The sequence below is a fragment of the Bradyrhizobium sp. SZCCHNR1093 genome (genome assembly GCF_032381175.1).
In the GTDB taxonomy this organism is placed as follows: domain Bacteria; phylum Pseudomonadota; class Alphaproteobacteria; order Rhizobiales; family Xanthobacteraceae; genus Bradyrhizobium.
In genome coordinates this window covers 608,585-623,952 of record NZ_JAUHJJ010000004.1, presented here as the reverse complement: position 1 = coordinate 623,952, position 15,368 = coordinate 608,585, and the positions used below count along the sequence as shown (strand labels likewise).

Here is a 15,368-nt window from a genome sequence, read left to right as displayed (position 1 = left end):
CAGTCAGGGCCTGATCACCGTCATCTTGAACGGCTTGCGATGGGCGGCGGCATGGGCGACCGCGTCGTTGGCATGATCGAGGTCGAAACAGGTCGGCTCGAACTGCGCAAGGTCGAGCAGCCCGGCCCTGATCAGCTCCACCATCCTGACCGTCGCGCTTGGCGGGTACATCCAGACGCCGTGGATCGTGACGCACTCGCGCATGATCCAGGGATAGGGCAGCTCGAGCCCGGCTCCGCCCAGCATCCCGACGCCGCCCATCAGCACCACGCGCCCATAGGGACGCACGGTCATCACGGCTGATCGCACGACCCTGGCCGAGACCGACGGCGGCATGATGTCGAGCACGCAGTCGATCGGGCGCGGCGCCGCGCGCTTCATGCGTGCGATGTCCTCGCTCTCGTCGCCAGAGAGTCTGACCGGGCGGACGCGGGGGCCGAACCGGCGCTGAAGCTCTGCCAGCATGACCTCGTTGCGGCCGGGCGCCACGACCGCAGCGGCGCCCATGGCAAGCGCCACCGCGACCGCGGCGCTGCCGAACCTGCCGGTGGCGCCGCTGACCAGGACGGTCTCGCCCGCTTGCAGAATGGCGGCAAGAAAGCCGCCATAGGGCACGAGCAGGGTGCCGAGCGCGCACCAGCGCGCAGCGTCATCAGTGTCGATGGCCCCGATCGGCTTGGCGTTCTCCGTCGGCACGCGCATCCGTTCGGCAAACGAGCCGTGCCGGAAATATTGTTGCAGCCTCAGCCCGCCCGGTCCGCGCGCGCTCAAGCCCTGCAGGGTGATGTCGGGGGCGAAGGCTGCGTCACGCGAGCGCACGGTTGGATCGCAGAACACCCAGTCGCCGATGGCGAGATGCGTCGCGTCGGGGCCGAGGGCGCTGACCCGGCCGACCCCTCCGGTGCCGGGGATCACCGGCAGGTCCAGCAGGTACTTCCGTTCGCCGCTGAACACTTCATTCGCATAGGACAGCACGCCGGCCGCGGCGATGTCGACGATGATTTCGCCGGTGCCGAGCACGGGGTCTTCGACATGCTCGATCTCGAGCGGCGATCCAAATCGTTTGAGCACGGCGGCCTTCATGGTCCTTCTCCATTTTCGCGGTGGCGAGGCTCCAGCCTGCCGGTCTATGCTCCGCGCAGGAAGGCCTGGTATTATCCTGGGATTAGGCAAGCCCACGCTGGCCACACCTCCCGCGGACGACCATGAGGGATCCAGCACATGAGTGATCCGCGACATGCCGAGCTCGGCAACTTCCTGCGCTCGCGGCGCGAGAAGCTGACGCCGCAAGCGGTCGGACTCGCGGCCGGGCGGCGGCGACGCACCGCAGGGCTGCGACGGGAGGAAGTGGCCGAGCTCGCTGGCATCGGCGTCGACTGGTACATCCGAATCGAGCAGGGCCGGGCCGTGAAGCCGTCCTCCTCGACCATCGATGCGCTGGCGCGCGCCCTGCGCCTGAGCCGAACCGAGCATGCTCATCTCAAGGCGCTGGTGCGCGATCCTGCGCGCAAGCCGTTCGTGCGCGAGCAAGTGCCGGTCCGGCTGCGCGAGCTCGTGCAGAGTCTGAACCAGCCGGCCTACATCTCAGGACGACGATGGGATGTGCTGGCCTGGAATGCCGCGGCGGACGAGATCTTCGGCTTCTCTCAACTCGCCGACGATGAGCGCAACACGTTGGTGCTGATGCTGTGCAAGCCCGGCGTGCGCCGGCTGTTCGGCGCGCAATGGAAGGAGCTGGCGCAACGCATGGTCGCGCAGTTTCGCGCGACCTACGATCTGTGGGCGGGCGATCCCGCTTTCGTCGATCTGATCGCGCGGCTGCGGCGCGGCAGCCGCGAGTTCGACGGCCTGTGGGCGGCGCACGACGTCAATGCGCTTGCTGCCGGCGAGAAGCTGCTCGAGCATCCGAAGAAGGGCCGCGTGAGGCTGCGATACGCGACCTTCCAGTCCAATGACGATCCCGCGCTGAAATTGGCGATCTACTACACGTGATGACGATGCCGCTCGGGACGAGCGTGCGTTCAGCATGGGCTGGGAAGCACCACACATTCGTCCGCTTTGCGCATGATGATGCTACGCATTCGCAAGACTCGTCGTGCTGCCCTGAAGAATTCACGACTGAGACGTGACAGGGTTCGTTCCGTGACCGGGAGTTTCCCGATCACGATTTTGCCGTCGCGCGTATTGTGGCCATGGATGGACGCCGGCCACGACTCCTCCTTACATCTTATTAGTTGTTTGTTCATGTTGCGGGCAAAGCCTTGGAAAACAGGCCTTTGCGCCCAATCCCATAAAAGCCGGAAAGAATGGTTCTGATCTGCACATCGGTTGATGTCGGCGGAGCGAATGCGGGTGGCAGGATCGCTTCGTCGCGCTGCATGTTTTTCGCACGAAACCAGAGGGCCTGGGGACTTTGGGACAGAAGCTACGGAGTTCGATGATGAAGACGCTTTTCGGCGCAACGGTGGGGCTCGGCGCAATCGCCGCGGCGACGTCTGCATTCGCAGCTGATCTTCCAATGAAGAAGGGGCCGTACACCAAGGCGCCGCCCGCCGTCGTGGCGACGGTGTATGACTGGAGCGGCTTCTATGTCGGCTTCAACGCCGGCGGAGGTTCCAGTCGGGATTGCTGGAATCTGGTTTCGAACGCCGGTGTGGCGGTGAACCCGGCAGCCAACCGCGAAGGCTGCTCCGGCGGCGGCGGCGCGGCCGTCGGCGGCCAGGTCGGCTACCGCTATCAGATGGCCAATTGGGTGTTCGGCGTCGAGGCGCAGGGCGACTGGGCCAACTTCAAGGGCACGAATCGCAACCTGATTCTTCCCAATGTCAGCGACCGTTCACGCACCAACGGCTTCGGCCTGTTCACCGGCCAGGTCGGCTATGCCTTCGACAACATTCTCGGCTATATCAAGGGCGGTGCCGCGGTCGTCGGCGATCGCTACGACACCTTCACCACGGGCACCAACGTGATGCTCGATCGCGCCAACACCACGCGTTGGGGTGGCACGATCGGTGCCGGCCTCGAATATGGCTTCGCGCCGAACTGGTCGGTCGGCGTCGAGTACGACCACATCTTCCTGGGCAACAAGAACCTGAACTTCGTCGCCGCGGCCGGCGCGCCCGCGATGACTCATCGCATCAAGCAGGATGTCGACATCGGGCTCGTGAAGCTGAACTACAAGTTCGGTCCGGGTTTCGGGATGATGCGCTGACGCAACGACATCTTCGATTGCTTCGGTTCGTCGGAGCCACGGCTTCGACGAACCTTCGATGGTATGGCCTGAGACGATAGCTCGCTGCGTCGAAGGTGGGGGACGGGTCAGTCCTCTTCGAACACGAATGGGTTGGGGAACGGCGCGTAGGGATTTGGCGCCGGCGGACGCGGCTTGATCCGTTGCCTGTGCGGATACGGATAGGGCGTCGCGCGCGGGTCATTGCTGACGCCGGCGAAATAGGGATTCGCGATGCAGTTCAGCAGGCGTCCCGACGCCGTCGCCTGGCATTGCGCGTAAGTGTCGAAGGTGCAGTGGCTCAAGCCCGGAAACTCATCACCCTGCAGACAGAACGCATGCCTGACACCGACGGCGTGAGCCGGCGCATGGGTTGCGACCACGAGGCCGGCTGCAGCCAGGGCCGCAAATAAAACCTCACGCATCAACGATCTCCCTTCATCCCTTGATGACCAGAACGCGCGCGCTTCATGGCGAAGCACCGGCGCGACGGCCCTCACGCGTGTGTAGTCGGTCGGCCCTCGATTGCAAGCTGGAAAGTTCCATCAACACACTGTGATTAAAGATTAATTTCCCAATATGTCTCGTGGCCTTTCAGCAGCGAGCTGTGACCGAGCGGCTACAGCAATTGTGGCGCAGATCGTTAAGAGATGCGGCTGGCCTGGGGGCCAAATGAGACGAGACTGGACCTGTGATGAAGAAACTTCTGTTGACGACGACGGCGCTCGTGGTGCTGGCCTCGCCGGCGCTTGCCGCGGATCTCGCTGCGCGTCCCTACACGAAGGCACCGCCGCCGGTGATGGCTGCGATCTATGACTGGAGCGGCTTCTACATCGGCGTGAACGGTGGCGGCGGCTGGAGCGAGAACACCTGGGATCTGGTCGGCGGCGGCCGCGAGGGTTCGCATGATGCATCCGGCGGCACCGTCGGTGGCCAGGTCGGCTATCGCTGGCAGATGGGCCAGATCGTGTTCGGCGTCGAGGCGCAGGGCAATTGGGCCGACCTCACCGGCGACAATCAGAGCGCGCTGTTCGGAACGCGTAACCGCACCAAGACCGATGCGTTCGGCCTGTTCACCGGCCAGGTCGGCTACGCCATCAACAACGTGCTGCTCTACGCCAAGGGCGGCGCGGCCGTGATCAGCAACAAGTACACGATCACCAACGCGGCGACCGGCGCGTTCCTCGCCTCCAACGACGACACGCGCTGGGGCGGCGTGGTCGGTGCCGGCCTCGAATACGGCTTCGCGCCGAACTGGTCGCTGGGCGTCGAGTACGACCATCTGTTCATGGATCGCCAGACCGTCAGCTTCGGCGCGCTCGGCTCCGACAGCATCAAGCAGGACGTCGATCTGTTCACCGCCCGCCTGAACTACCGCTTCGGCGGCCCGATCGCGACGCGGTACTGAGTCGATCCGCGCACGATCGGCGGATGCAAAGCCCCGGCGTTCGCGCCGGGGCTTCTTGTTTGTGGGCCGGATTAACCATCTGCGGCGCGGGCGCGGCAACGGGTCGATCAGCGCGCTTGACCTGAGAACAGAAAAGGAACATTGTTCTTCATATGTTCTGACTCAGGGAGGTCCCGATGCTGAAGGTTTTCGTTCAAGAAGCCGCCGCGCTGGCGTCGATCACGCTGTTCGTCGGCATGATCGCGCTCTGGGCGCAAATCATTCCACAGCTTTAGTTTTCCGAGCGCAGCGACTGGGGACAAGGCAGGCGAGGGCGCCGGACTCGCCGGAGGGCCTCCGATATGATGCGGAGCGAGTCGGTCGGGCGATAGGGCATGGCGCCGGGTCGTGACCCGAGCAAGCCCGGAAGCCGGCCCGACACCGTGATCGATCTCGGAAAAGCCCCAGGAAGTTGCAAAGCGAGCATGTCCAGCGCCGGATTCGTCCATCTCCACGTTCACTCCGCCTATTCGCTGCTGAAGGGCTCGATCAAGATCGGCAAGCTCGGCGAACTCGCCAAGGCCGATCGCCAGCCCGCGCTGGCGCTGACCGACACCGACAACATGTTCGGTGCGCTCGAATTCTCCGACAAGATGGCGAGCTATGGCATCCAGCCGATCGCCGGCTGCGAGCTCGCTATCGATTTCGGCGACATGGACCCGAATGCCCGCAATGCCGGTGCGGTCGCGCAGCCCTCGCGAATCGTCCTGCTCGCCGCACGCGAGGAGGGCTACCGCCACCTGATGCGGCTGAACTCGCGCGCCTTCCTGGACACGCCGACGCATCAGGCGCCGCACATCAAGTTCGAGTGGCTGAACGAGGGTGTCGATGGTCTGATTGCGCTCACCGGCGGGCCCGATGGGCCGATCTCGCTCGCGATCCAGCACGACATGGCGGCACTTGCGACGCAGCGCTGCGAGCGGCTGGCAAGCCTGTTCGGCGACCGCCTCTACATCGAGCTGCAGCGCCACGGGGTCGACCGCGAGCGCCGCGTCGAAGGCGGCCTGATCGATATCGCCTATGGCAAGGGCCTGCCGCTGGTCGCGACCAACGAGCCGTATTTCGCGACCGCCGACGACTACGAGGCGCATGATGCGCTGCTGTGCATCGCCGGCGGCCATCTGGTCGCCGACACCGAGCGCGTGCAGCTGACGCCGGATCACCGCTTCAAGACCCGTGCCGAGATGGCGGTGCTGTTCGCCGACCTTCCGGAGGCCTTGGCCTCGACGGTCGAGATCGCCGAGCGCTGTTCGTACCGGCCGCGGACGCGCAAGCCGATCCTGCCGTTTTTCACGGTCGGCGCCGGCACCGGCAGCGATGCCGTGGACGCCGCGAGCGCCGAGGCCGCCGAGCTGAAGCGACAGGCGGAGGAGGGGTTGGAGCGGCGCCTCAAGGTGCACGGCATGGCGCCGGGCATGACCGAGGAGGACTATCAGAAGCGGCTCGCCTTCGAGCTCGACGTCATCATGCGCATGAAGTACGCGGGCTACTTCCTGATCGTGTCGGACTTCATCAAATGGGCCAAGGCGCACGGCATTCCGGTCGGGCCGGGTCGCGGCTCCGGCGCAGGCTCGCTGGTCGCCTGGGTGCTGACCATCACCGATCTCGACCCGATGCGGTTCGCGCTGCTGTTCGAGCGCTTCCTCAATCCCGAGCGCGTGTCGATGCCGGACTTCGACATCGACTTCTGCCAGGACCGCCGCGGCGAGGTGATCTCCTACGTGCAGCAGCGCTACGGCCGCGACCAGGTGGCGCAGATCATCACCTTCGGCACCCTGCAGGCGCGCGGCGTGCTGCGCGACGTCGGCCGCGTGCTGCAGATGCCCTACGGCCAGGTCGACAAGCTGACCAAGCTGGTGCCGCAGAACCCGGCCGCGCCGGTGACGCTCGCCGCCGCGATCGAGGGCGAGCCGAAGCTGCAGGCGTTCCGCGACGAGGATCCGGTGGTGGCCCGCGCCTTCGATATCGCGATGCGCCTCGAAGGCCTGACGCGACACGCCTCGACCCACGCTGCCGGCATCGTCATCGGCGACCGGCCGCTGAGCGAGCTGGTGCCGATGTATCGCGATCCGAAATCGGACATGCCGGTCACCCAGTTCAACATGAAGTGGGTCGAGCCCGCCGGCCTCGTCAAGTTCGACTTCCTCGGCCTGAAGACGCTGACCGTGCTCGACGTCGCCGTGAAGCTTCTGAAGCAGCGCGACGTCCACGTCGATCTCGCGACTCTGCCGATCGACGACGCGCCGAGCTATCAGATGCTGGCGCGGGGCGACGTGGTCGGCGTGTTCCAGGTTGAAAGCCAGGGCATGCGGCGGGCGCTGATCGACATGCGCCCGGACCGCTTCGAGGACATCATCGCGCTGGTGGCGCTGTATCGTCCCGGTCCGATGGCCAACATCCCGACCTACTGCGCCCGCAAGCACGGCGAGGAGGAGCCGGAATATCTGCACCCGATCCTGGAGCCGATCCTGAAGGAGACCTTCGGCGTCATCATCTACCAGGAGCAGGTGATGCAGGTCGCGCAGCAGATGTCCGGCTATTCGCTCGGCGAAGCCGACCTCCTGCGCCGCGCCATGGGCAAGAAGATCCGCGCCGAGATGGACAAGCAGCGCGTCCGCTTCGTCGAGGGCGCCACCCAGAACGGCGTGCCGAAGGACCAGGCGGACACGATCTTCGACCTGCTCGCCAAGTTCGCCGACTACGGCTTCAACAAGTCGCACGCGGCCGCCTACGCGCTGGTGTCCTACCACACCGCCTACATGAAGGCGCATTATCCGGTGGAGTTCATCGCGGCGTCGATGACGCTCGATCTCAACAACACCGACAAGCTCTCGGAATTTCGTACCGAGGCGCAGCGCCTGGGCATCAAGGTCGAGCCGCCGTCGATCAATCGCTCGGGCCCGACCTTCGAGGTCAGCGGCAACACCATCTTCTACGCGTTGGCGGCCCTAAAGGGCGTCGGTCCGCAGGCGATCGAGATGATCGTGGAGGCCCGCAACAAGGGCGGGCCGTTCACCTCGCTCGCCGACTTCGCCTCCCGCGTCAATCCGCGCGCGATCAACAAGCGCATCATCGAGACGCTGGCTGCGGCCGGTGCGTTCGACGTGCTCGACAAGAACCGCGCGCGCGTGTTCGCCGGCGCCGACGCCATCGTCGCCGCCTGCCAGCGCGCGCACGAGGCCGCGACCTCGGGCCAGAACGACATGTTCGGCAACGCCGCCGACGCGCCCGCGATCATCCTGCCCAACATCGAGAACTGGCTGCCGGCCGAGCGTCTGCGGCGCGAATATGATGCGATCGGCTTCTTCCTGTCGGGCCATCCGCTCGACGACTACGCCGCGGCGCTGAAGCGCCTGCGCGTCCAGAGCTGGGCCGAGTTCTCGCGCGCGGTGAAGACCGGCGCGACCGCGGGCAAGGTCGCCGCCACCGTGGTGTCGCGCATGGAGCGGCGCACCAAGACCGGCAACAAGATGGGCATCATGGGCCTGTCGGATCCGACAGGCCATTTCGAGGCGGTGCTGTTCTCCGAAGGCCTTGCACAATATCGCGACGTGCTCGAGCCGGGCGCGGCGGTGCTGCTTCAGCTCGGCGCCGAGCTGCAGGGCGAGGATGTGCGCGCGCGCGTGCTCCATGCCGAGCCGCTCGATGATGCCGCCGCCAAGACGCAGCGTGGCCTGCGCATCTTCCTGCGCGACACCAAGCCGCTCGACTCCATCGTCAAGCGCCTGCAGGGGCCGGAAGGTGCCGCGGCCAACGGCAACGGGGCCATCGCCAAGAGTGCCGCGCCGCCGTCGGCGCCCCGCACCGCCGCAGGCGAAGGCGAGGTGTCGCTGGTCATGATGCTGGACCTCGAAACCGAGGTGGAGATGAAGCTGCCGGGGCGCTTCAAGGTTTCGCCACAAATCGCAGGTGCCATCAAGGCGGTGACCGGCGTGGTCGACGTGCAGCAGCTATAATCGGGGCGATCGTTCCGCTGGAACGGCTGCGTTCGGCGATCTTGCTGGTCGAACAGGGGGACGAGGAACAAAAAAGCTGCGCGTGGGCTGTACGGACATGCCTCCGTTCAACCGCGGTTCAGCCATTCTCCCGCTGAATCCGCGGCGGGTGCCTCGAAGGGGCTTGAACCATGCGCTTGACCAAGATCACCGCGAAGATCGTCCTGAGTGTCTCGCTCTGCCTACTCGCCTTGGCGGGCTTGCCGCGGCTTGCTGCAGCGCAGCAGCCCGGCGCCGAAAAGCGCATCGCCTTGGTGATCGGCAACGGGGCCTATGCCAAGGGTCCGCTGGCCACGGCGGCCAACGATGCTGGCCTGATTGCGCAGACGCTGCAGGCGGCGGGCTTCGACGTGGTGGGCGCCCGCGACCTCGATGCCGACACGCTGCGCAAGAGCTTTCGCGATTTCATTCACAAGGCCCAGTCAGCCGACACCAACACCGTCGCGATGGTCTATCTCGCCGGCTACGGCATGCAGCTCGCCGGCGAGAACTATTTTCTTCCCGTCGACGCCAACATCGGCAGCGACGTCGACATTCCGACCGAGGGCCTGCGCCTCAGCGACTACATCCGCCAGCTTGCGGCGACGCCGGTGAAGGCCAGCGTCGTGGTGCTCGATGCCGCGCGTCAGCAGCCCTTCATTGCCGGCGGCCCGGCGATCGCCGGCGGCCTGGCGCTGGTCGAGCCCGATGCCAACATGCTGATCGCCTTCAATGCGGCGCCGGGCACGATCGCGCCGAACGAGACCGGCGCCTATGGCATCTACGCGCGCTCGCTCGCCGAGATGATCCGCACCGGCGGCCTGTCGCTGCCGGAGGTGTTCGATAGGCTGCGGCTGCGCGTCAACGAGGAGACCAAGGGCGCGCAGGTGCCGTGGGATGCGCAGAAGATCCAGGCCGCCTTCACCTTCTTCGAGCGGGCGCCGGACGCGCCGGCCACGCCGGATTCGCCCGAGCAGACCGCGGCGCTGCGCTCGCGCCCGATCCGCGAACTGCCGGTGCAGGAGGCCTATGCCGCCGCGCTGGAGCGCGACACGCTGCAGGGCTATGAGGATTTCATCGCCGCCTATCCGAGCGATCCGCTGGCGCGGCGTGTGCGCGCCCTGGTCGCCGCTCGCCGCGAGGCGCTGACCTGGCGGCGGACGTTTCGCACCGACAGCCCGGAAGCCTATTGGTCCTATCTGAAGCGCTATCCCTATGGCGCGCATGCCGAGGACGCCCGGCGGCGGCTGGCGATGTTGTCGGCAGCGCCGGCGCCGCCGCCGACCTTCGCGATGATCGAATATGACGTGCCGCCGCCGCCGCTCGACGAGGTGATCTATGTCGAACGTCCGGTGCTGCTGTTCTCGGATCCCGAATTCGATTTCGTGCCGCCGCCCCCGCCGCCGGTCTACATCCTGCCGCCGCCTCCGCCGGAGTTCGTGGAGCTGCCGCCGCCGTTCGCGCCGGTCGGCCTGTTCATCCTGCCGCGGCCGGTGTTCGTGCCGATCCCGGTCTATGTCCGGCCGCCGGCTTTCGTTGCGCCGCCGCCGAACAACATCATCTACCAGAACATCCACAACACCGCGGTCATCAACACCGTGATCAATCGTCCCGCACCTGCCGGTCCGATGTCCACCGGTCCCGCTGCGACAACCCAGCCGGCCGTGGCGCCGGCGCCGGCATTGCCGCCCGCGGTAATGCAGCGCGCGACCCTGATCCAGCAGGGCAAGGTGCCGCCGCCCGCACCGGTCGCCAATCCTGCCGCGCGACCCGCCGGACCGGGCGGACCGTTGCCTGCTGGCGTTCCGCAGGCTGCGCTTCCAAATCAGGCCGGCCGGCCGGGGCAGGGCCCGCCAAACGCGAATGCGCTTCCGGTGCCGGGCCAACGTGGCGCGCCGGGGCTTCCCGCTGCGGTGCAGACGCCTGCGATCCGGCCGGACATGCGGGCGAACCGCACGCCGCCCGGCGTACCCGCCGCGCCTCCCGCGGCGGTGGCTCCTCGCCCGGTTGCGCCGGCGGCCATTCCACACGCACCGGACGCGCGACCGCGGCTGCAGCCGGCCGTGCCCGACCAGATCCAGCATCGCGCAGCGCCGCCGACGGCTGCGCGGCCGAGTCCGCCGCCGCCACGGCCGCCGGCTGCGCCCGTGCTTCGAGCGGCGCCGGCGCGGCCCGCGCCGCCGCCTGTGATGCGCCCAGCTCCTCCGCCACAAATGGCCCGGCCGGCGCCGTCCCCGATGGCCCGGCCCGCTCCGCCGCCGATGATGCGGCCGGCTCCGCCGCCGCCAATGGCGCGTCCGAGCCCGCCGCCGCAGATGGCACGTCCAAGCCCGCCGCCGGTGGCCGCGATGGCGCGGCCCGCCGCACCGCCGCCGATGGCAAGACCGGCAGCACCACCGCCGCGACCTGCTCCGCCGCAGGCCCCGGGCAAGCGGTGTCCACCGAACGTGCCGCATTGCTGAGCCGGCCGGCGCAGCCGCGGCGCGCTGGTTGCATCGCAGGCCCGTTTTCGATATTGGCCGGACCGCCGGATTGATCGATCGTGGGCGCGCGACGTCGGCAGTCGACGACGTGTTGCGGGGGCACCATTGATATCAGCGTTTGTTGGCGCCGTGCGCGCGCTGCTGTGGCGAGGCGCGATCATGGCAACTCTTGGCAGTGCTGGGGTTGCGGGCGTCCCGTCCTATGCCAATGCGCAGGCGCTGCCGGGCGCCGAAGCCGTCTATGCCTCGGCGCCGCCGCGCCTGCTTCAGATCCGCACGCTCGTGGCCGATGCCGGTCGCCAGACCTCGACCGGTTCCGGCTTCCTGGTCTCCGCCGACGGGCTCGCGGTCACGAACTATCACGTCGTGTCGGACGCCGCGCTCGAGCCGAAGACCTACCGGCTCGAATATACGGGAGCCGATGGCACACAAGGCGGCGTGACGCTGCTCGCCGTCGACCTGCCCAACGATCTCGCGCTCGTTCGCGTCGACAAGCAGAACGCGCCATTCTTCTCCTTCGACAAGGCCGCGCTCGACGGCAGCCTGCCGAAAGGCGAGCGGCTGTATTCGCTCGGCAACCCGCTCGATCTCGGCTTCACCATCATCGAGGGCACCTATAACGGTCTCGTCGAGCACAGCTACAACGATCACATCCATTTCACCGGCGCGCTCAATCCCGGCATGAGCGGCGGGCCGGCGGTCAATGCGCAAGGCCAGGTGGTGGGCGTCAACGTCGCCACCCGCCGCGGCGGCCAGCTCATCAGCTTCCTGGTGCCGGCGCGCTTCGCCGCCGCGCTGCTGGCGCGCGGTCAGGATGCCAGGCCGGCGGCGGCCGATCTGCGCAAGGACGTGGTCGCGCAGCTCACCAGCTGGCGCGGAGCGCTCTACAAATCCTTGGGCGAGGAGGGCTTCCGCGACCGCGTATTTGGGTCCTATCAGGCGCCGGAGACGCGCGCGGGCTGGTTCGAATGCTGGGCGAGCACGAATGCCAGCGCGTCGCCGAAGCCGCGCGCCAGCATCAATTCGACCAGTTGCAAGGCCGAGGCGAGCGTGTATGTCGCCTCCGACCTCAACACCGGCGTGGTCGAGGTCAGCCACTCCTACGCGAAATCGATCGACCTCAATCAATTCCAGTTCGCGACCGTGCTGACGCAACTGGCGCAGCCGCGGCTGACCATGGGTGGCTCGTTCCGCAAATGGTACACGCCGCAGCATTGCCATGCGGATTTCGTCGGCGTCGCGCCGGCGGCCGCTCATCCGCCGCTGCGCGTATTGTGGTGCGCGCAAGGCTATCGCGAGTTCGACGGCCTCTACGACGTCGTGCTGGTCGCGGTCACGCAGGACCACGCCGACGAGGCGCTGGTGTCGCGGCTGAACCTGCAAGCGATCGCCTACGACGACGCCTTGCGCCTCGGCAAGAGCTTCCTTGAACGCCTGCAGGTCGCACGATGATCTGGATCGAGATCCTCTCCAAGCATCGCGACGTCGCCGGCCGCTTCCGCGTCGATGCCACCGAGATCAGCATCGGCCGTGGCTATGACAATCACGTCATCCTTGACGATCCCTATGTCGCCGCGCGCCATGTGCGGATTTTCCGTGACGGCGAGGGGCGCCTCGTCGCCGAGGATCTCGGCAGCGCCAACGGTCTCTTTCTCGATCGCGGCAAGAGCCGGAAGCCGCAGCTCGTCCTCGATGGCATCAAGCCGATCCGGATCGGCCAGACACTGCTCCGGATCCGCGACGCCGGCCATGCCGTCGAGCCGGAGCGGCTCGCGGGCTCCGAACGCGGGGCGTTGCCGATCATCGCGGCGATCGCGCTCGGCGTCGTCCTGCTCGCGATCAATGCGCTGATGACCTGGTTTGCGCAGACCACCGAGGCGCATCTGTCCGATTATCTCGTGCCGACCCTCACCATGATCGGGGTCGTCGTTGCCTGGGTCGGCGTCTGGGCGCTGCTGGCGCGGCTGTTTTCCGGTCGCTCGCATTTTCTGCGCCACCTCCTGATCGCGCAGGCGGGTCTGATCGCATTCTGGATCTACAGCGAGTTCGCCCAGATTGCCTCGTTCGCCCTGACCTGGACGGCCGTCTTCACCTACGGCTATGTCGTGTCGTGGATCGTTCTGGCGGCGACATGCTTCCTGCATCTGCGCGAGGTCGGGCGCACCCACATGCTCGCCAAGGGCATGGTAGTCGGGCTGCTGCTCGTGGTCGCGATCGCGGTTCAGACCGTGCAGCGGTCGGAGGCGCTGGCGAATTCCGGCCGTCCCAATGTCAGCCACGTGCTGATGCCGCCGTCCTTGCGCCTGGTTCCAGTACAGGACGAGCAGGTCTTCTCCGACGACGCTGCGCGGCTGAGGGCAAAGCTCGACGCCGATCGGGCCGCGCTGACGCCGGCCGGTGTGGAGCGCTGAGCACAGTTCCACCGTCTTTGCTCCAGCAGATTGAAAGTTCCCCGGTTCCCATCATAGCCTCTATCCGGGTTTTTACGGGGAGAGGGCAATGAACAGGCGGGCGCTGCTGGGATTGGGGGCGGCACTTCTGGTATCAGGGTGCCTAACAGGCAAAGAAGGCACCGAGTATGCGGTGGTGTCACAGAAGATTGGGGCGCCGCGTCCCGGACACTCCCGCATCGTCATCATGAGTTTGAAGGATGCCTGGCTCGACAGGACCACTTGCGACGCCAAGGTCGATGGCGTCGCGCTGAGCCGCCTGATCCCCGGTACCTACGTCTATCTCGACCGGCCGGCCGGTCCGCACCACCTCGTCGCCACCCAGACCCTGTTCCCGGGCGACTCGGTGCTCGATTTCAATACCGAACCGGGGCGGACCTATTTCTTCTCGATCAGGCCCAGCGATCGGTCCAGGGCCATGCAGGGCGGCGGCATGGCATTTGGCCTGCTGGGCATGGGCGTGATGGCGGCGGCCTCGTCGGGCGCCGACAACAAGGGCCCGGTCGACTTCGTTCCGCTCCAGGAAGGGCAGGCGAGGGCGGCGCTGGCGGAGCTTCTGCAGGCCGAATAGGCCCATTTTCCTTGCGTTGCGCCAAAATCCGGCTATATAGCGCGCCATCTCACACGGAAACTTGGCTCTCCTAGAGGGCGTCCGGTGGCAAGCCGGGCCTTAACGGTCTGTCTTTGCTCACGCGTTTCCGGAGGAATCAACCGGAGAATATCCAATGGCGCTACCTGAATTCACGATGCGCCAGCTGCTCGAAGCTGGCGTGCACTTTGGTCACCAGTCTCACCGCTGGAATCCGAAAATGGCCGATTTCATTTTCGGAGCCCGCAACAACATCCACATCATCGATCTCGCCCAGACCGTGCCGCTGCTGCACACGGCGCTGCAGGCTGTCAGCGACACCGTCGCCAAGGGCGGCCGCATCCTGTTCGTCGGCACCAAGCGCCAGGCGCAGGACAACGTGGCCGATGCGGCCAAGCGTTGCGCGCAGTATTTCGTCAATTCGCGCTGGCTCGGCGGTACGCTGACCAACTGGAAGACGATCTCGGCCTCGATCAAGCGCCTGCGTCATCTCGACGAGGTGCTGTCCTCTGGCGAAGCCAACTCCTACACCAAGAAGGAGCGGCTGACCCTGCAGCGCGAGCGCGACAAGCTCGATCGCTCGCTCGGCGGCATCAAGGACATGGGCGGTCTGCCCGACATGATCTTCGTGATCGACACCAACAAGGAAGACATCGCGATCCAGGAGGCCCAGCGCCTCAAGATCCCGGTTGCCGCGATCGTCGATACCAATTGCGACCCGAAGGGCATCACCTATGTCGTGCCGGGCAATGACGATGCGGGCCGTGCGATCTCGCTGTATTGCGACCTGATCGCGCGTGCCGCGATCGACGGCATCTCGCGGGCGCAGGGCGAGCTCGGGATCGACGTCGGGGCTTCCGCCGCCCCGCTGGAGGAAGAGCTTCCGGCAGCGTCGGTCGCCTCGAAGTTCCAGGGGCTGCCCGGTCCGCGTGGCACCGCCGACGATCTCAAGAAGCTCACCGGCGTTTCGGGGGCCGTCGAGAAGAAGCTGAACGACCTCGGCATCTTCCACTACTGGCAGCTCGCCGAGCTCGATCACGACACGGCACACCAGATCGGCGAAGAAGTGGGTCTGCCGAGCCGGGCCGATGCCTGGGTTGCCCAGGCCAAGTCGCTCGCCGACGCCTAAGACGACGCATGAGAATCTGGCCGGCGTCTCACGCCGGCCATCGCGACTGAGATAGGTTTTTCCTGGC

The 15,368-nt window shown here is 66.6% G+C and carries 12 protein-coding genes; 9 read left to right on the top strand and 3 right to left on the bottom strand.

Features of this window, described 5'->3' with window-relative positions:
- Positions 1 to 3: 3 nt before the first annotated feature.
- Entirely contained in the window at positions 4 to 1,083 is a 1,080-nt protein-coding gene (locus QX070_RS17465; RefSeq protein ID WP_315738245.1) for a zinc-binding alcohol dehydrogenase family protein, read from the bottom strand.
- 138 nt (positions 1,084 to 1,221) lie between these two features.
- Here QX070_RS17465 and QX070_RS17460 point away from each other — a divergent pair, with 138 nt between their 5' ends.
- On the top strand, positions 1,222 to 1,992 hold the full coding sequence (locus tag QX070_RS17460) for a helix-turn-helix transcriptional regulator (protein WP_315738244.1): 771 nt from the start codon (positions 1,222 to 1,224) through the stop codon (positions 1,990 to 1,992).
- Between the two features lie 250 nt (positions 1,993 to 2,242).
- On the opposite strand, the gene QX070_RS17455 is transcribed toward QX070_RS17460, so the two are convergent.
- Entirely contained in the window at positions 2,243 to 2,380 is a 138-nt protein-coding gene (locus QX070_RS17455) for a hypothetical protein (RefSeq protein WP_315738243.1), read from the bottom strand.
- A gap of 57 nt (positions 2,381 to 2,437) precedes the next feature.
- Between QX070_RS17455 and QX070_RS17450 the strand changes: the two genes are divergently transcribed.
- On the top strand, positions 2,438 to 3,211 hold the full coding sequence (locus tag QX070_RS17450; RefSeq protein WP_315711586.1) for an outer membrane protein: 774 nt from the start codon (positions 2,438 to 2,440) through the stop codon (positions 3,209 to 3,211).
- 107 nt (positions 3,212 to 3,318) lie between these two features.
- Here the strand turns inward: QX070_RS17450 and QX070_RS17445 are convergent, their stop codons facing one another.
- Positions 3,319 to 3,654 carry a DUF3551 domain-containing protein gene (locus QX070_RS17445; RefSeq protein ID WP_315738242.1) on the bottom strand — a complete coding sequence of 112 codons (336 nt, stop codon included), beginning with the start codon at positions 3,652 to 3,654 and terminating at the stop codon, positions 3,319 to 3,321.
- Between the two features lie 269 nt (positions 3,655 to 3,923).
- On the opposite strand from QX070_RS17445, the gene QX070_RS17440 reads away from it, so the two are divergent.
- The 7 genes from QX070_RS17440 to QX070_RS17410 all read left to right on the top strand — a co-directional run bounded on the left by QX070_RS17440 (position 3,924) and on the right by QX070_RS17410 (position 15,301).
- Positions 3,924 to 4,637: an outer membrane protein gene (locus QX070_RS17440; RefSeq protein WP_315738241.1), complete on the top strand. Its 714-nt coding sequence runs from the start codon at positions 3,924 to 3,926 to the stop codon at positions 4,635 to 4,637.
- A gap of 464 nt (positions 4,638 to 5,101) precedes the next feature.
- Positions 5,102 to 8,632 carry a DNA polymerase III subunit alpha gene (dnaE, locus tag QX070_RS17435; RefSeq protein WP_315738240.1) on the top strand — a complete coding sequence of 1,177 codons (3,531 nt, stop codon included), beginning with the start codon at positions 5,102 to 5,104 and terminating at the stop codon, positions 8,630 to 8,632.
- Positions 8,633 to 8,802: 170 nt separating this feature from the next.
- Positions 8,803 to 11,112, top strand: a complete 2,310-nt coding sequence (locus QX070_RS17430) for a caspase domain-containing protein (protein WP_315738239.1) — start codon at positions 8,803 to 8,805, stop codon at positions 11,110 to 11,112.
- A gap of 180 nt (positions 11,113 to 11,292) precedes the next feature.
- A complete protein-coding gene (locus QX070_RS17425) occupies positions 11,293 to 12,585 on the top strand; it encodes a serine protease (protein WP_315738238.1) in 1,293 nt (430 codons plus the stop codon).
- The gene (locus QX070_RS17420; protein ID WP_315738237.1) at positions 12,582 to 13,544 is read left to right on the top strand and encodes an FHA domain-containing protein; all 963 of its coding nucleotides are present in this window, start codon (positions 12,582 to 12,584) and stop codon (positions 13,542 to 13,544) included. Before QX070_RS17425 ends, QX070_RS17420 begins: the two co-directional genes overlap by 4 nt.
- 226 nt (positions 13,545 to 13,770) lie before the next feature.
- Complete coding sequence (locus QX070_RS17415; RefSeq protein WP_315738236.1) at positions 13,771 to 14,154, top strand: hypothetical protein; 384 nt, start codon at positions 13,771 to 13,773, stop codon at positions 14,152 to 14,154.
- Positions 14,155 to 14,308: 154 nt separating this feature from the next.
- Entirely contained in the window at positions 14,309 to 15,301 is a 993-nt protein-coding gene (locus QX070_RS17410; RefSeq protein ID WP_315738235.1) for a 30S ribosomal protein S2, read from the top strand.
- Positions 15,302 to 15,368 lie beyond the last annotated feature (67 nt).